Below are 20,528 nucleotides of genomic sequence, written 5' to 3'. Positions count from 1 at the left end.
AGGTAGGCACTAATTCCTGCATTGTCACGACAGCTCTTCGCCGACGATCCTAGCCGCCAGCATGATAGAAATCGTAAATCTGCTGCGCGACCTTGTCGCTGACCCCCGGCGCACGCTGCAAGTCCTCGAGCGCGGCTGCGCGGACCTTGCTTGCAGTCCCGAAATGCAGCAGCAGAGCGCGCTTACGTGCCGGGCCGATGCCGGGGATTTCATCGAGCGGTGACGCGGTAATCGCCTTGGAGCGCTTGGCCCGGTGCGCGCCAATTGCAAAGCGGTGGACCTCGTCGCGCAGGTTCTGGAGGTGGAACAGCAATTGCGAATTGGTCGGCAGCGTCTTCTCGCGGCTCGTCCGGAAAGTGGAAGACCTCGCGCCCTTCGCGCCCGTGATGCGGACCCTTGGCAATGGCAATGACCGGCAAGTCATCGATACCAAGCTCGCCCAGCACCTCCATGACGCTCGACATCTGTCCCTTGCCGCCATCGACCAGCACGAGATCGGGCCACACGCCTGCGCGTTCACGGTCGGGATCGTCCTTCATTGCACGCGTGAAGCGGCGCTTCATCACTTCGCGCATCATCCCGAAATCATCATTGGTCTGCGCTTCGCGGATATTGAATTTGCGGTATTGCGATTTTTCGAAACCTTCGGGACTGGCAACGATCATCGCGCCCACCGCCTTCGCGCCCTGGATATGGCTGTTGTCATACACCTCCACCCGCTCGGGCGGCGCGTCGAGTTCGAGGAATTCGGCCAGGTCGCGATTGACCTTTGCCTTGGTCCCGGATTCGGCCAGCCGCCGCTCCAACGCATCGACCGCATTGCGGCTCGCCTGAGCCATCAGCTTGCGCCGGTCACCGCGCTGCGGGACGGACAGCACGACCTTCTTTTCGGCAAGCTCGGTCAGGGCCGCTTCGATCAGCTCGGTTTCGGGCAGCACCCGGTCGACCAGCACCGTCGGCGGAGGAGGCACTTCCTCGTAGAATTGCAGCATGACATTGGCGAGCACCTGAGCCTCTTCGACGTCCTTCGTGTGGCTGGGGAAGAACGCGCGGTGCCCCCAGTTCTGCCCGCCGCGAATGAAGAACGCCTGCACCGCGATATGCCCGCCCTTGGCCGCGAGCGCGAACACGTCCGCATCGCCCACCCCGCTGGCATTGATCGCCTGCGAGCCCTGGATAAAGGTCGCCGCGCGCAGCCGGTCGCGCAGGATCGCGGCAGTCTCGAAATCCAGCTCCTCGGCAGCCTTGGCCATCTGCTTTTCGAGATTGGCCTGCACCTGCCCCGATTTCCCCGCGAGGAAGTCTTTCGCCTGATCGACCAGCGCGTCGTAATCCTGCTCGGATATGCGGTCGACGCACGGCGCCGAGCAACGCTTGATCTGGTAGAGCAGGCAAGGCCGGTCGCGATTGTTGAAGAAACTGTCAGTGCAGGATCGCAGCAGAAACAGTTTTTGCAAGGCGTTCAGCGTGGTGTTCACGCTGCCGGCGCTGGCGAAGGGACCGTAATAATTGCCTTTCGCCCTGCGTGCACCGCGATGTTTGTGGATGCGCGGAAACTTGTGATCGGCGCGCAGCAGGATGAAGGGAAAGCTCTTGTCATCGCGCAGCAGGACATTGAACGGCGGGCGGAACCGCTTGATCAGCTGCGCTTCGAGCAGCAGCGCCTCGGCCTCCGAATTGGTCGTGACGATCTCCATGCTGCGGCACTGGCTCACCATCCGCTGGAGCCGCCCGGTCAGGCCCGCCACTTGCGCGTAATTCGCCACCCGCGCCTTCAGGCTGCGCGCCTTGCCGACATACAGCACGTCGCCGCGCGCATCGCACATCCGGTAGACCCCCGGCACCGGCTTCAGCGTCTTCACCGTTTCACGGATCGCAGTCACCCCCGCCTCCAGGTTCGGTTGCGCACGCGAGACGGTGTAGGCCGCGCGCTCCTCATTGAAGCGCTCGGCCCCTCTCGGATCGTGCGGGGTACCAGCCGGGGTCTTTGACATACAGGCCAGATAGGGCGCTCGGCGCGGAGATGGAAGTCCGGGCGGGCTTGACGCCCCTTGCCCCCAAATAACAAACAGTAATCAAGTCGAATTTATCAATTCGTCGCCAATTTTACACCAATTGGCGAATCTTTACATTTATAAAGCCATTCCACTCTAAGTTACGAATCAATAAATATAAATAAGGGTTGCCTAACTTGTGTTAACAGGAGGCAAGCTCGTGAGTAATTCTGATCATCATGGCATGAAGCCGCTAGAAGGGCTTTCACCGTATTGTCGCATGAGCGAATACGGGATCGAGCAGCGCGACGACCGGTTCGGACGCATGTTCGGCGATCTGGCCCCGGCCTACACACGGCCCGAAATCCTGATCGAGATCGGCAAGGTCGGCGGCAACATGCAGGATCCCGACGACAAGGGCCGCACTCAGGATGTCCCCGTCGGCATGATCTTCTTCGGCCAGTTCGTCGATCACGACATCACGCTCGACACCTCCAGCACGTTCGACACGGTTGTCGATGATCCGGGCGAGATCGCCAATGTGCGCACCCCGACGCTCGACCTCGACTGCATTTACGGTCTCGGACCCGAAGCGCAGCCTTATCTGTACGAACAGGGCGACGCGTTTGGCGGGGTCAAGCTGCTGACCGGAGCGGACAATGCAGGACAGGCGGGCATCGCCGAAAGCGACCTGCTTCGCTCGCCCAATGGCCGTGCAATCATCGGCGACCCGCGCAATGACGAAAACCGTGTCATCAGCCAGATCCAGCTAGCGATCATTCGCTTCCACAATCACGTGGCCGACACCCTCAACAGCGAAGACGGGCTGGAAGGCCATGACCTTTACGAAGCGGCGCGCCGCCAAACGACCTGGCATTACCAGTGGGCGGTCGTGAACGATTTCCTGACCGATGTATGCGGAGAGCCGGTGGTCGAGCGCATACTTGGATGCGGAAGGCAGTTCTATTGCGGGCATGTGCCGTTCATCCCGGTCGAATTCTCCGTCGCCGCATACCGCTTCGGACACTCGATGATCCCTATGAAACTGCAGGTGCAGCAGGGCGGCCAGCGGCTCGAACTGTTCGGATCGGAACTGGGCGAAGGCTTTGACGCGCTGACCAACGCCGATGACGTGGTCGATTGGCACGAATTGCTGTTCACGCCCGAGAACCGCCAGGTCGAACGCGCGCAAAAGCTCGACACGCTGCTCGCCGCCGACCTGCTCGACCTGCCGTTCGTGACCGGCAGCGCTGCGGAAAAATCGCTCGCAACCCGCAACCTGCTGCGAGGCAACACTTTCCTGCTGCCAGCCGGGGAGAAGGTTGCGCAGGCGATGGGGGTGGATCAGAGCGATATCAACAAGACGCTCAACAAGGTCGGGAACGTGAATGGCGACCTTGGCGAGGAAGGCATCCCGCTGTGGCTCTACATCCTTGCAGAGGCAGAAGCTGTCGGCAGGGCCCAGCCGAATGGCAATTCGAAGAAGGGCGAAGGGCTCGGCCCGGTAGGCGCGACCATCGTCGCGGAAGTCATTATCGGCCTGCTCGAACTCGACGATCATTCATATCTCGGCGCGAACCGCAACTGGGCTCCGCGCGAGGAATGGAACACGCTTGGCAAGCTTGTGACGGTGGCCCAGCCCTGACCGGCTGCCGTCATGATGTGCGGAGCAGGACCGAGGTTTAGCCCCCGGCTGGTCCTGCTCCGCCTCTTTTTGTCCAGTCCCCGATTGGCAATCGAGCGGCGCGCGCCTATCGCCGCGCCATGTCTTCAGGCCTTACGCGACACTATGATGCGATCATCCTTGGTGCGGGTGCGGCAGGGCTGATGTGCGCTGCCGAAGCCGGCCAACGCGGCGCGCGGGTCGCTGTTCTGGAAAAGGCGGAGAAACCGGGCAAGAAGATCCTGATTTCGGGCGGCGGGCGCTGCAATTTCACGAATGTCCACGCCGGCCCGGGCAATTACCTGTCGGACAACCCGCACTTCGCCAAGTCCGCCCTCGCCCGGTACACCGCGCAGGACTTCATCGACCTCGTCAACAAGCACGGGATCGAATGGCATGAAAAGACCCTCGGCCAGCTATTCTGCGATGGCTCGGCCAAGCAGATCGTGCAGATGCTACTCGATGAATGCCCTGAGGATATGGTCGATGTGGTCTGCGATGCCGAGGTCACGGCGGTCGAGCATCTCGATGGAACGTTCGGCGTCATGGCGAGCGGGCAGGCCTACACTGCGCCGAATCTGGTGATCGCGACCGGTGGTCCGTCGATCCCGAAGATGGGTGCAACCGGCTTTGCCTATGACCTGGCGCGGCAATTCGGGCTGAAAGTGGTCGAACCGCGCCCTGCCCTCGTGCCGCTGACACTGGGCGGCGAAGACGTGCTGTTCCGCGAATTGTCGGGCGTATCGGCCCCGGTCACCGCCTCGGCAGGCAGCGGCAAGCGCAAGGCGCGCTTCGAAGAGGCCGCGCTGTTCACGCACAAGGGGCTCTCCGGCCCCGCCATCCTGCAAATCTCCTCCTATTGGCGGCACGGCGAGCCGATCGGCATCCGCTTCCTCGAGCAGGCAGACGCGGAGTGGCTGATCGGCCTGAAGCGCGACAGGCCCAAGGCGAGCCTCAAAACCGTCCTGCGCGAACACCTGCCCGACCGGCTGGCCGATGCGCTTGCCGATCGGATCGGGATCGAGCGCGAGCTTGGCAACGTCTCAGACAAGGATTTGCGCGCGGCTGGGGAAAAACTGGCCGACTGGCGCTTTTCGCCCAATGGCACAGAGGGATTTGCCAAGGCCGAAGTCACCATCGGCGGCATCGCCACCGGCGAGCTTTCATCAAAGACGATGGAAACCAAAGCAGTCCCCGGCCTCTATGCAATCGGCGAAGCGGTGGACGTGACCGGGTGGCTCGGCGGGTACAACTTCCAGTGGGCCTGGGCGAGCGGAGTGGCCGCCGCAGAGGCTATCGCCGGGTAATTTCATTGCGGCGAAGCCTTCCCCTACGGCAATTCCTGCCGCGTGCGTAAGGTTGTCACAGCACTGAAACATCCCTACGTCCCTCTTCAGAGCTCGAACACGGGCCGAAACTGCTGAGCATCAGCAGTCCTGCGGGAGAGAACCTTGCGGCAATTGCAAGGCATGGATTCCTCGTTCGTAGCGCTGGAATCGCCGAATTCGCCGATGCATATCGGTAACCTTCTGATTTATAACCCGGAAACGGCGCCGGGCGGTTTCGTTCGGTTCAAGGACATCCTGCAGTTCTTTCACGACCGGATGCAGCTGTCGAAGACGATGCGGCAACGCCTCGTGCGCGTGCCGTTCGACCTCGATTACCCGTACTGGATCGAGGATCCGAATTTCGATCTCGAATACCACGTCCGCCATGTCGCACTGCCAAAGCCCGGCGACTGGCGGCAATTGTGTATCCAGACCGCGCGCATTCACGCACGCCCGATGGACCTTACCCGCCCGCCGTGGGAGTTCACCGTGGTCGAGGGGCTCGACAATGTGCGCGACTTTCCCAAGGGCTGCTTCGGCTTCGTCACCAAGGTCCACCACTCCGCCATTGACGGCATGAGCGGCATCGACCTGATGGAGGCGATCCATACCGTCTCGCCCTCCACCGCGCCGCCGAACGAGCCCGATGACTGGAAGCCGGAGAAAATCCCGAACGCAGTCGAATTGCTCGGCAAATCCTACGTCAACGCGCTGCTCAATCCGCTGAAACAGGCGCAGGTTGCAGCGCAGGCCGTCCCCGGCGTCGCCAGCGCGATCAAGGGGCTGGTGACACGCCAGTTCAAGCTTTCCAGCGATTACGTGCCGCCACGCACGCGCTTCAACCGCTCGATCTCCTCGCACCGCGTGGTCGAAGGGCGCAGTTTCAGCCTGACCGAGCTGAAATCCATCCGCGCGCTCCTGCCAGAGGCGAAAGTGAACGACGTCGCGCTCGCCATTATCGGCGGCGCACTTCACAAATACCTCACCGAAAAAGGCGACCTGCCCAAGGGCACGATGACCGCGATGGCGCCGATTTCGGTGCGCTCGAACGATGAGAAAGGCGACATGGGCAACCAGGTTGCCGCCATGATCGCGCCGCTCGGCACACATATTGCCGATCACAAGGAACGGCTCGAATATGTCTTCGGCCAGACCAGCAACTCGAAGGCGATGACCAACGCCTTGGGCGCGCGCACCATGACCGAGGTGAGCAAGGTGAACCCGCTGCTTTACATGGCGCTGGGATCGCAGCTGTTCAGCCGCGTCAGCCTCGCCCACCGCGTCGCGATGCCGTTCAACACCGTGGTGACCAATGTACCCGGCCCGCCGGTGCATATCTATTCTGCGGGCGCGCGGATGGAGAGCATGGCGCTCTCGCTCATCTGCCTGACCGACGGCCTCGGCCTTGCACATATCGTCCAGAGCTATGTCGATGAAGCGATCATCAGCTTCACCGCCTGCCGCGACATCATGCCCGACCCTGAATTCTACGCCGATTGCATACAGGAAAGTTTCGACGAGATGCTTGCAGCGGCCAAGGCCGTGAGCAAGCCCGCCGCCAAGCGCGCCCCTGGCAAGGCGCCAGCAAAGAACACGGCGGCCAAGAAGCCGCCAACCAAGAAAACGGCAGCCAAAAAGCCTGCCAAGAGAACACCAAAGAAAACAACCAGTCGCATCGCCGAGGAGAGCAAGTAATGGCAAGCATGGCACCGAGCGCACATGCCAACGGACGGGAATTGCCAGCAGCGGTTCCTCCGAACCGATTCTGGACATTCACAGAGGGGCGCGCTCTCTTCGAGCTTGGGGCATTTTACGCCGCTCGCCCGTTTCTCTCCGCTCTGCCCAAAGGTGATGGCCATGCGGTCGTGACCCTGCCGGGCTTCATGGCGACCAACAATTCGACCGTCCCGATGCGGCGCCTGCTGGACCGGCTTGGCTATGATGCGCATGGCTGGGATCTCGGGCCGCAATGTGCGCGTCAACGAAGTGCTCCTGTCAAAGCTGGAATCGCAGCTAACGCGGCTGTATAGAACGAGCGGACGCACGGTTTCGCTGATCGGATGGAGCCTTGGCGGCGCGCTTGCGCGCGAACTGGCGAAACTTCATCCGGAGAAGGTGCGGCTGGTCATGAGCCTCGGCAGCCCGATTTCAGACGATCGCAACCATACCAATGCAGCGCGTCTGTTCGAATTCTTCAACGGAAACGAACCGGATGAGCTGCGCGGCGGCCAGTTCCAGGGCCTCGACGCCGCCCCTCCCGTGCCCACGTCATCGGTTTACACCAAGACCGATGGCATCGTGCACTGGCGCGGAAGTGTGCAGCATCCCGAGAGAACCCACGACGAACATCCCAGCGAGAATATCGAAGTTTACGCCAGCCATTTAGGACTTGGTTTCAACCCGTCTGTGATGGTGGCAATGGCCGACCGACTGGCGCAGACTGAAGGCGAGTGGGCTCCGTTCGAGCCCAAGCTTCACCAGCGTATCCTGTTTCCGAAAGTGAGACTGAACTAGAACAGCTTCCGGATATCGATGCCTATAAACCGTCCGGTCGGATCGATCAGGAACGGCTGGTAATTGATCGGTGTGTCGCCGTTCTCGTCGCGGACCTGCCGCCGCGCGTCGAAGATATTGTCGGCGCGCAGGCTGACCCGCAGGTTCTTGAGCGCTTGGCTTTCCGAACCGAACAGATCCGCCAGGTTCGAGAAAACTCGCAAGTCAAAGGTCGCCAGATCGCTGAAGAACAGGTCGGTGCTGCCTGGCAGGCCCGATCCGTCGAGCCGGGTTTCGCCGACATACCTTGCCGAGAGCCGTACGCCCAAACCCTTGCCAAAGAGCCCGGCTTCGAGGCGGGTGTTGTTGCGCGGAAAGCCAAAGGCACTGGTGGCATCGCCGTCCAGCTGGTCGAGGCGGGCGATACCCGGCGCGATCAGGATGTCGTTTTCCAGCTCTATCGTGTGATTGAGGCTCGCAAAATAGCGCCAGCCCGAAGCACGCCCGCGGGCAAACGGGTTGCCGCCGCCGAATGGCCCGCCGCCGCTGCGTCCAGAAGCCTGCCCGCCAGCCTGCCCGCCGCCGGGCCTGCCTTCGCCTGAGCAGATACGCTCGCGAAACTGGTCCAGGGCCTCTTGCGAGATCGCACCATCATCACCCCGCGCCCGGTCGAGCAGGCGTTTCAGGAATGCAGGGTCCATGCCCGGCAACAATTCGGAGGTGGCCTCGCCGTTTTCTATGGCTGTGACGATCTTGGCGAGCTGCCCGGCCCCGCCTTCACCGCATATGCGTTCGCGCAGGGAGGCAAAGGCAGCTCGCATCCCGCCGCCGGGACCGCGCTGTTCGGAAGAATTGGCGCTGTCGCTGCCGCCAGGCGGTCCGTCGGCGCGGTCGGGGCGCCCGCCGAACATCGCCGGGTCCATGTCGCAGAAACGCTCCCGGAAAGCGGAGAGGCGCTCTGGCGTGATGTCGCCATTCTCGTCTCTCACGCGCGAGAGGATGCGCTCGAAACGCGCTGGATCAAAGCCGGGGATTTCGCCGGAAACATCCTCGCCCGCTTCGACGCGCTCGATCAGGCGAGTAAGGAACTCCAGCCCGTCATCGGCGCAAATGCGTGTGCGAAACTGCCTGAATTGCGCGCGTCGATCCGCACTTGGCGGCTCGCCGCTGCCTTGTGGCCGGCCAGAGGCCTGTGGCGGTCCGCCACGCCTTCCGCGCCCTTCACCGCCGCCGCGCTCGCGCATACCGAAGCTGCCGCGTGTGAAAAGGTTGATCTGCAGCCTGTCGGAGCGCGTTTCCGCAAAGGTCACAAACCGGTTGTCGACCGCGACAAGCTGCCCTGCCGTATCGCGTGTGATGCGGCTGGGAAAGGCCGCCTCGATCTGCGGAGTGATAGATGGGAATCCGGCGGTCACATCGTCCGAGCGGTTGCGAATATATTCCACTGACAGGCGCGAATTATCCCAGAACGGCAATTGCCAGTTCACTGCGAGTTTCCAATCGCGCTGCGTTTCCGCCAGCAGGTCGGGATTGCCGCCCGTGATCACGGTCGCAAGCACTGTTTCGCCATTGACGAAATCGAACACCGGAACGTTGAAATTCGTGACCTGCGGATCACCCAGATCTCGAAAGCGACGGCGCAACCTCACGCAGTATATAATTTACCGACAGGTCAAGCCGCTCGGTCGGTTGCCAGTTCAATCCGACATTGTAATCCCCGAGCAGTCCGAAATCGGACAGGTCTTCCAGTCCCGCCTGCGCGGTCAACGAGACGCTTCCCAGCGCGTCGGCGAACCCGTTGCGGCGGCTGGTTATCGGAACCACCAGGTTTGCGCCGGTCGACAAGCGCCGCCGTGTAAGCTGGGTGTCGAGCAGCGCGCGGGTGTCGTCGCTCTCGATGCGCTGCCAGTCCGCTCCGGCATCGAAGGTCGCAATCACGTCGCCCGCTGGAAGGGTGGCAATCGGTCCGCGCAAAGTTGTTTGCGAAACCGTCGATATGGTGCGCCGATTGGCGATATCGAACCCGGCACCGGCGGCGCTTGGCAGCGGCGCGTCGATCGCAATCAATCCAGCGATCGCATCGGATTGCAAAGCATCCGTGTCAAAGCGCTGGTCGATCTCGGTCTCGGTTTCGCTGAATGATCCGTCGAAGGTGCTGGTCAGCCGAAAAGCGTTTACCGACTTGCTGATCGAGCCGGACCCGGACAGCGTATCGCTCGACACGCGCCGCTCCAGCGGGGTTTCCTCGCCAAATGTCCGCAGCGCGCTATCACCGGATGGATCGGTCAGCGTGACGATGTTGAGGCCGGAAAGTGACCGGCTGTCATTGCGCGCATAATTGACATTGGCCGAGGCGGCAGTGCCGCTTTCGATGAAAGCCTTGGCCCAGCTGATATTGCCTTCGATCGACCGGCTGTCGGCCACAAGGCTGCGAAAATCGGCCTGTTCGGGGTCGCTCGCAATGTCGGAAACCGAGCCCGGCGTCTGGATTATGTCCCGCTCGGATTCGGTCAGGAGGCTGGTGTCATTGGCCTCGAAATTCAGGTTGAGCCGCCCGCCATCGGTGATCTTGAGATAGCCGAGTTCCTGCTCGTTCACGAGATATCCGCCGCGTGACGGACCTTCGAATTCAAGCTCGACCTCGCGGCTCGTGAAATCCTCCTTCAGCACGAGGTTGATGACGCGGCGATCCGGAGCGAAGCCGAAACGCTGGGCGACCTCTTCGGGAAAGACTTCGACCTTGGCGAGCGCTTCGGGCGGGTATTGGAAAAACTCGCGGAAACTGCCGACCCGTATGCCGTTGATAAGCGTGATCGGACGTCCGCTGCCGCGACCGCGCGCCGATCCGGTCTGCGCTGTGATCTGCGTGATAAGATCGGCAATCGAGGCGACGCCCTCAGCCGCGATATCCTCTTCATTAAGCTCGAGCAGGGGGGCTGTTCGACCACCAGTTGCCCGCGCAGGCGCTGCGCCCGAACCACGATTTCGTCATCTGCCGGAGCTGGCGCCTGCACCGGCGGAGACGCGTCGGTCTGTTCCTGCGCTCCGCCAGCTTGCGCAGCCGCAGCCGCTGGCACGGCTCCGCAGCCCAGCCACAGCGCCGAAAGACAGACGCCGGTGCCAAACAGGGCGCGGGAAGAGGGGGTGAAGATCATTCGTGCCCTTTTGAGCAATGAAAGACGGGGGACAAGCACCTGAATTGTATCAACTTGCACCACGATATACGGAGGTGGACATGAACGGGATGCACCAGATGGAGGTGCGATTGGATCAGGCCCGTAACGCACGAGGCTTCCCTTTTGTTCTCGGCATCGCTAAATGGCCCGCCAGAGCCGACGAGCGGCTCGCGATTTTCCGGCGCAAAATTCGCGCCTTGCACTGATGAAGGAACTACATGGCCAAGGAAGAACTCCTCGAAATGCGCGGGCGTGTCGTCGAATTGCTGCCCAATGCGATGTTCCGGGTCGAGCTTGAAAACGGTCACGAAGTTCTGGGCCACACTGCGGGCAAGATGCGCAAGAACCGCATCCGCGCGCTGGTCGGCGACGAAGTGCTGTGCGAGCTTACCCCTTACGACCTGACCAAGGCGCGCATCACTTACCGGTTCATGCCCGGTCGCGGCGGCCCCGGTCAGGGGCCCGGCCCGGCCTAACCGCAAGGCGCGCCGATGAGCGCCCTTCACCTCACCCTCGCCTCTGCCAGCCCGCGCCGCCGAGACCTGCTCGCGCGGATCGGAATCGTACCTGACGCAGTTTCACCGACCGACATCGACGAAACGCCGCTCAAGGCAGAGCGCCCGCGCGATTACGCGCTGCGCATGGGTGAGGAGAAAGCCGCAGCGGCGGCAGCACCCGGCTTTGTGCTTGCGGGCGACACGGTAGTCGCTGCCGGGCGGCGGATCCTGCCCAAGACCGAGAGCGAAGCAGAGGCGCGGGGCTGCCTCGAGCTGCTGTCAGGGCGCAGGCATACCGTGCTTTCGAGCGTGGTGCTTCGCGCGCCCGACGGCACTGTGAAATCGCGCCTCAGCGAAAATATCGTTCGATTCAAATCGCTGAGCCGCGAGGAAATCGGGGCCTACCTTGCCGGGGACGAATGGCGCGGCAAGGCAGGCGGCTATGCAATACAGGGATCGGCCGAGGCGCTGATCCAATGGATGCGCGGGAGCCATTCAAGTGTGATGGGCCTGCCGCTTTACGAGACCCGCGCGCTGCTTAAATCCGCGGGGTTCCAGATTGGTTGAAGAGCGGACCAGCGATTGGTTTGTCGAGCGCGGCATTGGCGAAGACCGCGCGCTGCTGACGATTGCAGGCCAGATAATCGCTGCAAAGTTGCATTGGCCCGGCGAGCTTTTCGCGGGTCAGCAGGTTGAGGCCAAGCTTGCCGCCAAGCCAGGCGGGGCGCGGCGCGGCACTGCAATGACCAATGCGGGCCGGGAAATCCTTGTCGACCACCTGCCTTCGCATCTGACCGAAGGCGAAATGGTCACCCTGACGGTCACTCGCGCGGCAGTGGGTGAGAAGGGGCGGTTCAAACGGGCGCAAGGCCGCTACCTCAAAACCGAGCATCCAGCGGACCTCAAATGGCTCCCCGAGGCGCGCGAGGTGCGCGAATTCGCCAGGGGTTGCTGGGAAGATATTTGGGAGGCAGCATCTTCTGGCGAGATCAGTTTCGATGGCGGCTCGCTGCATTTCAGCGTCACGCCAGCGATGACGCTGATCGATGTGGACGGATCAGGCACCGCTCGGCAACTGGCTTTGGCGGCCGTACCCGTTATCGCGAGCTGGCTCAGAGCGTTTGATCTGGGCGGAAATATCGGCATCGATTTTCCCACCATTTCAGACAAGGCTGACCGCAAAGCTATCGATGCGGCTCTGGACGAGGTCTTGAACGACTGGCCGCATGAACGGACCGCGATGAACGGCTTTGGCTTTGTGCAGATCGCCGCGCGGATGGAAGGGCCTTCGCTCCTGCACCGCTTTGCAACGTCACGTGTCGGAATGTGCGCGCGCATGGCACTTCGCCGCGCGGAGCTGGCCGCGGGCGCGGGCGCAGTCCTGCTCGTCACGGTTCACCCGGCGCTCAAAGCCAAGCTGAAATCCGAATGGCTGGAAGAGCTGGCGCGCCGCACCGGAAAACAGGTGCGGATCGAGAGCAATCCCGCACTTGCGCTCGAAGCGGCGCAGGTCCAGATAATTGAGCCTTGATGTTGAACCAACCCGCCCGCTTCCTCCACGCCTCAACCCTGAAGATACCCGGAAACAATCGGGGCGAAAGGGCAGAAGGAGCGGTTGGCCCGGAGCCTGCGAAATGAATATGCCGCAAAAACCCTGCCCAATCTGCAAGAAACCGCGCTCTGAAGAACACTCGCCGTTTTGCTCCACGCGCTGCAAGGACCGCGATCTCGCAAAGTGGTTCGGCGATGGCTATGCCGTGCCCAGCCGCCCGGCCAGCCCGGAAGAAATCGCGACCGCCGATTGGGACACGCAAGAATAGGCGCATGGCGGCAGAAATACCCCATTTCCCTCTTGCCAAGCGCGTGCCAGTTCGCCATAGGCCCGCTCTCATTTGCTCGCCGGTTTGAGCGTTTCCAGCCAGACCGTCGCCGCAGCAAGTGCCCGGGTAGCTCAGGGGTAGAGCAGCGGATTGAAAATCCGCGTGTCGGTGGTTCGATTCCGCCCCCGGGCACCACTTGCTGAGGGTTATTTAGTCGAGCTGGGAGGCTGCTCAAATGTCCCGTCGCCGCCAGATTTACGAAGGCAAGGCCAAGATCCTTTACGAAGGTCCGGAGCCGGGCACGATTATCCAGTATTTCAAGGATGATGCGACCGCCTTCAATGCCGAGAAGACCGGGACGATCAACGGCAAGGGCGTGATCAACAATCGCATCAGCGAGCACGTTTTCAGCCGCCTTTCGCATATCGGCATCCCGACACATTTTATCCGCCGCCTCAACATGCGCGAGCAATTGGTGCGGCAGGTCGAGATCATCCCGATCGAAGTCGTCGTGCGTAATGTCGCGGCGGGTTCCATCTGCAAGCGGCTCGGCCTTGAAGAAGGCGATCCGCTGCCGCACACGCTGATCGAATATTATTACAAGGACGATGCGCTCGGCGATCCGCTGATCTCCGAGGAGCACATCGCCTGCTTCAACTGGGCCAACCACGAAGAGATGCACGACATTTCCTCGATGGCGATCCGGATCAACGATTTCATGTCCGGCATGTTCGCCGGGATCGATATCCGCCTGGTGGATTTCAAGCTCGAATTCGGGCGGCTCTACGATGGCGATTACAGCCGCGTGATCCTCGCCGACGAGATCAGCCCGGATGGCTGCCGCTTGTGGGACATGAAATCGGGCGAAAAGCTCGACAAGGACCGGTTCCGCCGCGATCTGGGCGGCGAGGAAGAAGCCTACCGCGAAGTCGCACGCAGGCTCGGCCTGCTGCAGGAAGAGGACAGCGGCCCCGGCGAAGTGCTCGACCTGTCGAGCCATCGCTCACGCCTGCGCGGCACGCCTCCCCCAAAAATGACCTGACAGCGCCAGTTCATTCGCTAGGCTGCATGGCCCACGGGGATGAAAAGGGTCTGTCTGAAATCATGAAATCTTCTGCACGTGTCGTTGTCACGGGGCTTTTGCTTGCCCTGCCCAATATCGCTTTGACCTCGGCCCTTGCCGCGCAGGACTCCCCGGTGGCCGCGCAAGAGACCTCGGACGCAAGCGAGCCGACATGGTTCTTCGAAGTCAGCGATGTCGAGGTCGATCCGGGCTATGTCTTCGGGCAGCTCGACAACGGCATGCGGTATGTGCTGCGGCAGAACGCGACGCCCGAAGGCACCGCAATTATCCGGATGCGGATCGATTCCGGATCGCTCGACGAGACAGAGGCCGAGCGCGGCCTGTCGCACTATCTCGAGCACATGGCCTTCAACGGGTCCAAGGGTATTCCCGAGGGCGAGATGATCAAGCTGCTCGAACGCGAAGGGCTTGCGTTTGGCGCCGATACCAATGCGACCACCGGCCTGTCCGCGATCACCTACATGCTTAACCTGCCGAGGAACGACGAAGACCTGCTCGATACCGCGCTGATGCTGATGCGAGAGACGGCGAGCGAGCTGACCATTGCGCCAGATGCGGTCGACCGTGAGCGCGGCGTGGTCCTGGCCGAGCGGCGCGACCGGGCGGGATTTCGCCAGCGCGCGCAGGAGGATGGCTTCGAATTCATCGCCCCCGATGCGCGCTTCCCGACCGGCTGCCCATCGGGACCGTGGAAAGCCTTGAGAGCGCAACCGCAGAGCAGCTCCGCAGCCTCTACCAACGCACCTATACACCGGCCAACACCACGCTGGTCATAGTCGGCGATTTCGAGATCGAGGCGATGGAAGCGCTCATCAGCGCACGCTTTGGTGATTGGGATGCTGCGGCGGCTCCGGTCGATCCGGAAACAGGTCCGATAGACATCACGCGCGGGGGGCTGACCGATATCTATATCGACCCGGCCCTGTCCGAAAGTGTGCAGATCGCACGGCTTTCCGCGTGGCAGGACCGCCCCGACACCTTGGCGGAGCGCAAAACCGCTTCGATCCGCTCTATCGGCTATGCCATCATCAATCGCCGCCTCGCCCGGCTCGCTCGCGGCGAAGACGCGCCGTTCCGCGGTGCCCGGTTCGGCAGCAGCGATGTCTTCGAGGATGCCCGCTCTACCACCCTGTCCGTATCCAGCGCCGATGGCGAATGGCGTGAGGGCGTGCTTGCCGCCGTGCGCGAGGTCAATCAGGCGCTCACCTTCGGCTTCACCCAGGCAGAAATCGACGAGCAGCTCGCCAATATCCGCACCCGGCTCGAAAATGCGGTCCAGGGCGAGTCGACGCGGACCAACCGCGTTTATGTAAGCGGCGCGCTGAGGCTCGTCTCGGATGATCGCATTCCGACCACGCCGGCCTATCGGCTCGCTGTGTTTGAAGCGGTGCAGGACCAGATTACCCCGGAAAACGTGCTGGCGGAGCTGACCCGCGATGCCGCACCTCTGATCGAGCCGCTGATCCGCTTTCAAGGCCACGCCGCGCCAGAGGGCGGCGAGGAGGCCCTGCGCAGCGCCTTTGCCGATGGCATGGCCTTGCCGATCGCTGCGCCCGAATATGGCGGCCCTGTGGAGTTTGCCTACACCGCTTTCGGTGAGCCGGGTGTGATCGTCTCGGACTCCGGTGAGGAGCGCCTCGGCCTGAGGTACATCACCTTTGCCAACGGCGTTCGGCTGACACTGAAGCAGACCGATATCCGCGAAGACCGCATCAATTTCCGCATGTCGGTCGATGGCGGAAGCCTGATGAACACTCCGGACGATCCGCTGAAGACCGCGATGGTCAGCGCGCTCGCTGGCGGGGGGCTCGGGCAGCACAGCCAGGACGAACTGGGCACGGTGCTCGCAGGCAAGACGGTCAGCTTCGGCCTTGGCAGCAATTCCGAAAGCTTCGTGATGAGCGCGGGCACAACGCCGCGCGACCTCGAGCTGCAATTGCAGGTTGCCGCCGCCACGCTCACCGATCCGGGCTATCGCCGCGAGGGCGTCGAGCGGTATCGGCGCGGGATCGAAAACTACTTCGCCAATCTCGATGCGACCCCGGCAAGCGCGCTCGGCGCGCAGATCGGCGGCATCCTGTCGGACGGCGATCCGCGCTTTACCCTGCAATCGAAAGACACATTTCTCGCGCTCGATTACGCGCGTCTCGATGCAGCAATCGGCGATCGGCTGCGCAATGGCGCCATCGAAATTGCGCTGGTCGGCGATCTCGACGAGGACGCCGCGATTGCAGCGGTTGCATCGACGCTGGGCGCGCTCCCCCCGCGCGAGGCCGACTTCCTCCCGCGCGAAGAGGCCCGCACGCGGACCTTCACCGATAACCGGTCCCTGCGCACCCTCACCCACGCAGGCGAGGCGGATCAGGCGATCTTGCGGCTCTATTGGCCCACGACCGATGACGAGGATTTTGAGGAAACTCTGCGCATATGGCTGCTGTCGCAGACCGTGCGGCTCGAAATGCTCGACCGCCTGCGCGAGGAATTGGGGCAGGCATATTCGCCCTATGCGACGATGCAGAGCAGCCGGATTTACCGCGACTACGGCACGTTTTCGCTTGGCGCTAATATCGACGTCGACCAGGTCGAGCCCACCAGGGAAGCTATCGCGCAGATGCTGGACGATCTTCGCAGCGGTGACGTTATCGACGAAGACCTCGTTGACCGGGCGCGCAAGCCGCTGCTTGAAAGCTATGACAATGCGCTCAAGAGCCTCGGGGGCTGGATGGGCCTTGCCGACAACGCGCAGAGCCAGCCGGACCGGCTCGACCGCTTTTTCGACGGGCCTGAGCTGCTCAAGACCATCACACCAGCCGAGCTGACAGCGACTGCGGTGAAATATCTCGATCCTGCAGCCGCGCTCGAAATTCAGGTGGTGCCGGGCGAGAAAGCCCGCGCTACGGACGAGGATTGAGCACAGCAAGGAAATGGGGCTGACAGTTCGCCTACTGCCAGCCCCATAGACTTACTCCGGTTATCATTATTGCTGAGCCGGAACTTGCGGCTGCGGATCAGTAACTGAAGCCGAGCGATACCCCGATTACGCGCGGCTCGTTCACAAATGCGGTGTTGTTGTTGAAGTCGACAACGCCCTGCACATTGTCCTCATCGGTGATGTTGCGAGCGAAGGCGGCGACTTCCCACTGACCGTCATTGCCGCGATAGCCGACGCGCAGGCCGCCCTCGATCCGGCTGTCAGCGTTGAATTCAAGGCTTTCGTAAAGCAGGAAGTTGGTCTCGCCGAGATAGGTCCAGTCGGTGAAGATGAAGAATTCATCGCTCGCTCCAATAGGGATGGTGTAGCTGGCGGTCAGGTCGCCGCTCCATTCGGGTGCGTTGGGGAACGGGTTGCCATCCACCAGCGCGCGGGTCGATCCGGCGATATCAACCGTCGGATCGGTCACCGTGCACTGCGCGCAAATGCCCACGGCGAGGTTCGGATCGTTGATCTGGGTGTCGTTGTAGGCGAGGCCCAGAGTGACCTCGAAATTGGGAGTGATCTGGAACGCGCTGTCGAGTTCGAAGCCGTAGGCCTCGCCCTCATTTGCGTTGATCAGCTGCACCAGGTTCCCGCCGCCGCCGACAGCGGTAAACTGCGGGTCTTCGACGGTGTAGTAGAACACTGCACCGTTCAGGCGCACGGCGCGGTCGGCCAGCTCCGTCTTGAAGCCGACTTCATAGGACATGATGTTTTCCGATTGCGCGACCGAAGGCGGCGCGAAGAACGCGACGTCGCGCCCCTGGATGGTTGGCCCGCGGAACGCATCGGCAACCTTGGCATAGACACTCGCGCTGTCCGACACATCGACGAACAGGCTGACGTCCCAGTCGATCTGGTCGTCTTGCACGCTTACGGGCTGCGGCGCTGAACCGGACACGACGATGAAGTCTTTCTGGTCGTCGGTGTAGCGCAGGCCGCCGGTCAGGCGCAGCGCCTCGGTCAGCTGATAACTCGCCTGACCGAAGATCGCCCACGCCTCATTGGTATGGTTCACCGTGACCGGCGGCGGGAAGTCAAAGCCGACCGTCGTCACATCGAAATCGCTCTCGAAATAGAAACCGCCGATCTGCCACGTTAGCGGGCCATCGGTGTTCGAGGCGAGACGGATTTCCTGCGTAAATTGATAGAGGTCGATTGAATCCTCCGTATCGGACGGAAACGGGATAAAACCCGGACCCGATTCCGGCAGAAAGGCCGCGCCAAATCCGCCGTCGACATCGCCGCGGCTGAAGCCTTCGCTTTCATTGTAGCCGGTTATCGAGGTCAACGTAGCGCCGTCGAATTCGTGACTGATGTTCAGTGAGGCACCCCATTGCTGGTATTCCGCCGGATTGCCGCCGCCCGCATCGTAGAACACGGTATCGCGGTCGTAATTCTCGTTGAGATCATTGTCGCCAGGGCCGAGGATATTGGCGCGGAAGAAGGTCGAGCTGCCCGCAAGATCGCGGAATTGCGCCAGCGCAAGGATATCGGTCCGCTCGGTCGGGCTGAAGAGCAACTGACCCCGCACCGCGAAATCGGTATAACCGCCAAGGACATTCTCCTCGCCTGTAAACCCGTTGTCGATCCAGTCGCCGCGGCGCTGGAGCTGGGTCGAAACGCGGAAAGCAAGCGTTTCCTCGGCAATCGATCCGCCGACAGCGCCGTTCAGCGTTATAGTGTCGAGCGATGCGAACGACACTCCGACATCGACATCGGTCTCATGGCTCGGCTTCACCGTATCGATCTTGACGATTCCGGCGGGCGTGTTGCGGTACGAACAGAGTGCCCTGCGGACCGCGCAGCACTTCGATCCGTTCGACATCGAAGATCGGGAAGCTTTTTAGCGTCACGTTCTCCAGGACGATGTCGTCCATGATGACGGAGACCGGCTGCGATGCGGCGAGGTCGAAATCGGTGTTGCCAAGGCCGCGAATGTAGAATCGCGGGGCGACGCGCCCGTTCGAGCTTTCGACATTCAGGCCCGGAACCGCACCGGCCAGCGCCGTCGTATCTGCGGCTGCGGCAAAGATGTTGTCGACGCGGCCCTGGTCGAGGATATCGGCCGACACTGCAACGTCTTGCAGGTTTTCCTCACGCCGGTTGGCGGTGACGATGATCGAGGGAAGCTGCCCGGAGTTTGCCTCGGCCTCCGCATCCTGAGCGGCGGCAGGCGCGGAAAGGCCAAATGCAGCCGCGGTGAAAATCGTCGAACTGGCAAGCAGCGAACGAGCGGTAAGAACGCGGTGTGTCATGAAATTGGGCCTTTTCTTGGACGCGGGGAGAGGCGGATGCAGCAAGAATACGCCCCGATTGATGCCAGATTTGCGCGATGCTGCCGAGTTCGAGTCTGCAAAATGCTGCGAAAAACCGTTCAACCTGTGTCGCTCTTCAGCCGAATGTTGCAGCCCTGCTACACAATTGCGCCGCCAGGCCGGCATGGCGCCATTCCACCGGGGGAAGGTTTGCAGCAGCAATTGCACGGCTGCATGCGGACGCTATAGGGTCAGGCCTGCTTGCATCGCGCCTCCATAACCAGGAACCGTCTCATGAAAGTCCGCATCCTTGTCCGCCTGAAGCCCGGTGTCCTCGATCCGCAGGGACGCGCGGTCCATCACGCTCTCGAAGGGCTCGGTTTCGACGGGGTCGAAGATGTCCGCATCGGGCGCATGATCGAGATGGAAGTCGCGGATGATACCAGCGACGCAGCGCTCACCACAATGTGCGAGAAGCTGCTCGCCAACATGGTGATCGAAGATTTTGCGATCGAGAAGCTGGACGGCACGAAGGAGCCTGCCTGATGGGCTTCCGCGCTGGCGTAATTACCTTCCCCGGTTCGAACTGCGACCGCGACATGGCTGTCGCTCTGGAGGCGGTGTCCGGAGAGCCTGTGATCCGGATCTGGCACGGCGATGCAGAATTGCCTGAGCGGCTCGACCTGATCGCGCTGCCGGGCGGCTTTTCCTACGGCGATTATCTGCGATCGGGCGCGATGGCGGCGAAGAGCCCGATCATGCGTGCTGTCGTGGCGGCAGCCGAACGCGGCGTGCCAGTGCTCGGGGTGTGCAATGGCTTCCAGGTGCTCACCGAAAGCGGCCTGCTACCGGGCGCCCTGATGCGCAATGCCGGACAGACCTTCGTGTGCCGCACCGTGCCGCTGACGGTCGAGAACACCTCATCGCTTTTCACGCAGGGATTCCAGCAGGGCGAGACAATCCGGATCCCTGTGGCCCATCATGACGGCAATTATTTCGCCGAGGACAGCGTGCTCGACGAGCTCGAAGGCGAAGGCCGCGTCGCCTTTCGTTATGCGGAGGCGACAAACGGATCGCGCCGCGACGTTGCAGGGATCGTCAGCGCCAATGGCCGGGTTCTCGGTATGATGCCCCACCCGGAGCGCGCGATTGAGGATGCGGCGCATCCCTCGCTTGGCGGCGCTGATGGTCGGCGGCTGTTCGAAAGCGCAATCGGGTCGCTGGTCAGCGCTTGAGACCGG

At 62.1% G+C, this 20,528-nt stretch carries 18 protein-coding genes, 1 tRNA gene and 1 pseudogene; 15 read left to right on the top strand and 5 right to left on the bottom strand.

Features of this window, described 5'->3' with window-relative positions:
* Nucleotides 1–49: 49 nt before the first annotated feature.
* Nucleotides 50–1,994: pseudogene (gene uvrC, locus AC0L39_RS05495) on the bottom strand (excinuclease ABC subunit UvrC).
* A gap of 220 nt (nucleotides 1,995–2,214) precedes the next feature.
* Here uvrC and AC0L39_RS05490 point away from each other — a divergent pair.
* The 5 genes from AC0L39_RS05490 (at nucleotide 2,215) to AC0L39_RS05470 (ending at nucleotide 7,499) form a co-directional block, all read left to right on the top strand.
* Nucleotides 2,215–3,639: a peroxidase family protein gene (locus AC0L39_RS05490; protein ID WP_473261396.1), complete on the top strand. Its 1,425-nt coding sequence runs from the start codon at nucleotides 2,215–2,217 to the stop codon at nucleotides 3,637–3,639.
* Nucleotides 3,640–3,758: 119 nt separating this feature from the next.
* A complete protein-coding gene (locus AC0L39_RS05485; RefSeq protein ID WP_473261395.1) occupies nucleotides 3,759–4,964 on the top strand; it encodes a BaiN/RdsA family NAD(P)/FAD-dependent oxidoreductase in 1,206 nt (401 codons plus the stop codon).
* A 144-nt stretch (nucleotides 4,965–5,108) separates the two neighbouring features.
* Complete coding sequence (locus AC0L39_RS05480) at nucleotides 5,109–6,680, top strand: WS/DGAT/MGAT family O-acyltransferase (protein WP_473261393.1); 1,572 nt, start codon at nucleotides 5,109–5,111, stop codon at nucleotides 6,678–6,680.
* Nucleotides 6,680–7,015, top strand: coding sequence for a hypothetical protein (locus tag AC0L39_RS05475; RefSeq protein WP_473261391.1), 336 nt, complete (start codon nucleotides 6,680–6,682; stop codon nucleotides 7,013–7,015). The genes AC0L39_RS05480 and AC0L39_RS05475 overlap by 1 nt, the downstream gene beginning before the upstream one ends.
* Nucleotides 6,933–7,499, top strand: coding sequence for an alpha/beta fold hydrolase (locus AC0L39_RS05470; protein WP_473261389.1), 567 nt, complete (start codon nucleotides 6,933–6,935; stop codon nucleotides 7,497–7,499). Before AC0L39_RS05475 ends, AC0L39_RS05470 begins: the two co-directional genes overlap by 83 nt.
* Here AC0L39_RS05470 and AC0L39_RS05465 read toward each other — a convergent pair.
* Together AC0L39_RS05465 and AC0L39_RS05460 are read right to left on the bottom strand one after the other, a co-directional pair.
* A complete protein-coding gene (locus tag AC0L39_RS05465) occupies nucleotides 7,496–9,127 on the bottom strand; it encodes a hypothetical protein (protein WP_473261388.1) in 1,632 nt (543 codons plus the stop codon). The two genes, AC0L39_RS05470 and AC0L39_RS05465, sit on opposite strands and share 4 nt — an antisense overlap.
* On the bottom strand, nucleotides 9,093–10,148 hold the full coding sequence (locus tag AC0L39_RS05460) for a hypothetical protein (protein ID WP_473261387.1): 1,056 nt from the start codon (nucleotides 10,146–10,148) through the stop codon (nucleotides 9,093–9,095). The genes AC0L39_RS05465 and AC0L39_RS05460 overlap by 35 nt, the downstream gene beginning before the upstream one ends.
* A 724-nt stretch (nucleotides 10,149–10,872) precedes the next feature.
* Here AC0L39_RS05460 and infA point away from each other — a divergent pair.
* The 8 genes from infA (at nucleotide 10,873) to AC0L39_RS05420 (ending at nucleotide 16,966) form a co-directional block, all read left to right on the top strand.
* A complete protein-coding gene (infA, locus tag AC0L39_RS05455; protein ID WP_473261385.1) occupies nucleotides 10,873–11,130 on the top strand; it encodes a translation initiation factor IF-1 in 258 nt (85 codons plus the stop codon).
* Between the two features lie 15 nt (nucleotides 11,131–11,145).
* On the top strand, nucleotides 11,146–11,718 hold the full coding sequence (locus AC0L39_RS05450; RefSeq protein ID WP_473261383.1) for a Maf family protein: 573 nt from the start codon (nucleotides 11,146–11,148) through the stop codon (nucleotides 11,716–11,718).
* Complete coding sequence (locus tag AC0L39_RS05445) at nucleotides 11,711–12,682, top strand: ribonuclease E/G (protein WP_473261381.1); 972 nt, start codon at nucleotides 11,711–11,713, stop codon at nucleotides 12,680–12,682. The genes AC0L39_RS05450 and AC0L39_RS05445 overlap by 8 nt, the downstream gene beginning before the upstream one ends.
* 103 nt (nucleotides 12,683–12,785) lie before the next feature.
* Nucleotides 12,786–12,971: a DNA gyrase inhibitor YacG gene (locus AC0L39_RS05440; RefSeq protein WP_473261380.1), complete on the top strand. Its 186-nt coding sequence runs from the start codon at nucleotides 12,786–12,788 to the stop codon at nucleotides 12,969–12,971.
* A gap of 120 nt (nucleotides 12,972–13,091) precedes the next feature.
* Nucleotides 13,092–13,166, top strand: a tRNA-Phe gene (locus AC0L39_RS05435).
* Between the two features lie 40 nt (nucleotides 13,167–13,206).
* Complete coding sequence (gene purC / locus AC0L39_RS05430; protein WP_473261378.1) at nucleotides 13,207–14,013, top strand: phosphoribosylaminoimidazolesuccinocarboxamide synthase; 807 nt, start codon at nucleotides 13,207–13,209, stop codon at nucleotides 14,011–14,013.
* Nucleotides 14,014–14,075: 62 nt separating this feature from the next.
* Nucleotides 14,076–14,831 carry a M16 family metallopeptidase gene (locus tag AC0L39_RS05425; RefSeq protein WP_473261376.1) on the top strand — a complete coding sequence of 252 codons (756 nt, stop codon included), beginning with the start codon at nucleotides 14,076–14,078 and terminating at the stop codon, nucleotides 14,829–14,831.
* The gene (locus AC0L39_RS05420; protein WP_473261374.1) at nucleotides 14,744–16,966 is read left to right on the top strand and encodes an insulinase family protein; all 2,223 of its coding nucleotides are present in this window, start codon (nucleotides 14,744–14,746) and stop codon (nucleotides 16,964–16,966) included. Before AC0L39_RS05425 ends, AC0L39_RS05420 begins: the two co-directional genes overlap by 88 nt.
* 97 nt (nucleotides 16,967–17,063) lie before the next feature.
* On the opposite strand, the gene AC0L39_RS05415 is transcribed toward AC0L39_RS05420, so the two are convergent.
* Nucleotides 17,064–18,770 carry a TonB-dependent receptor gene (locus tag AC0L39_RS05415; protein WP_473261372.1) on the bottom strand — a complete coding sequence of 569 codons (1,707 nt, stop codon included), beginning with the start codon at nucleotides 18,768–18,770 and terminating at the stop codon, nucleotides 17,064–17,066.
* Nucleotides 18,754–19,287 (bottom strand): TonB-dependent receptor plug domain-containing protein, encoded by a 534-nt coding sequence (locus tag AC0L39_RS05410; protein WP_473261370.1) that lies wholly within the window; start codon nucleotides 19,285–19,287, stop codon nucleotides 18,754–18,756. The genes AC0L39_RS05415 and AC0L39_RS05410 overlap by 17 nt, the downstream gene beginning before the upstream one ends.
* Nucleotides 19,288–19,581: 294 nt before the next feature.
* Between AC0L39_RS05410 and purS the strand changes: the two genes are divergently transcribed.
* Both purS and purQ read left to right on the top strand, forming a co-directional pair.
* On the top strand, nucleotides 19,582–19,833 hold the full coding sequence (gene purS, locus AC0L39_RS05405) for a phosphoribosylformylglycinamidine synthase subunit PurS (RefSeq protein WP_473261368.1): 252 nt from the start codon (nucleotides 19,582–19,584) through the stop codon (nucleotides 19,831–19,833).
* Nucleotides 19,833–20,522 (top strand): phosphoribosylformylglycinamidine synthase subunit PurQ, encoded by a 690-nt coding sequence (gene purQ / locus AC0L39_RS05400; protein ID WP_473261366.1) that lies wholly within the window; start codon nucleotides 19,833–19,835, stop codon nucleotides 20,520–20,522. The genes purS and purQ overlap by 1 nt, the downstream gene beginning before the upstream one ends.
* Nucleotides 20,523–20,528: the final 6 nt, after the last annotated feature.

Source organism: Erythrobacter sp. K21-9, from assembly GCF_055808355.1.
Note: the sequence above shows the minus strand (reverse complement) of the source record. Positions and strands in the feature narration are given on the sequence as shown.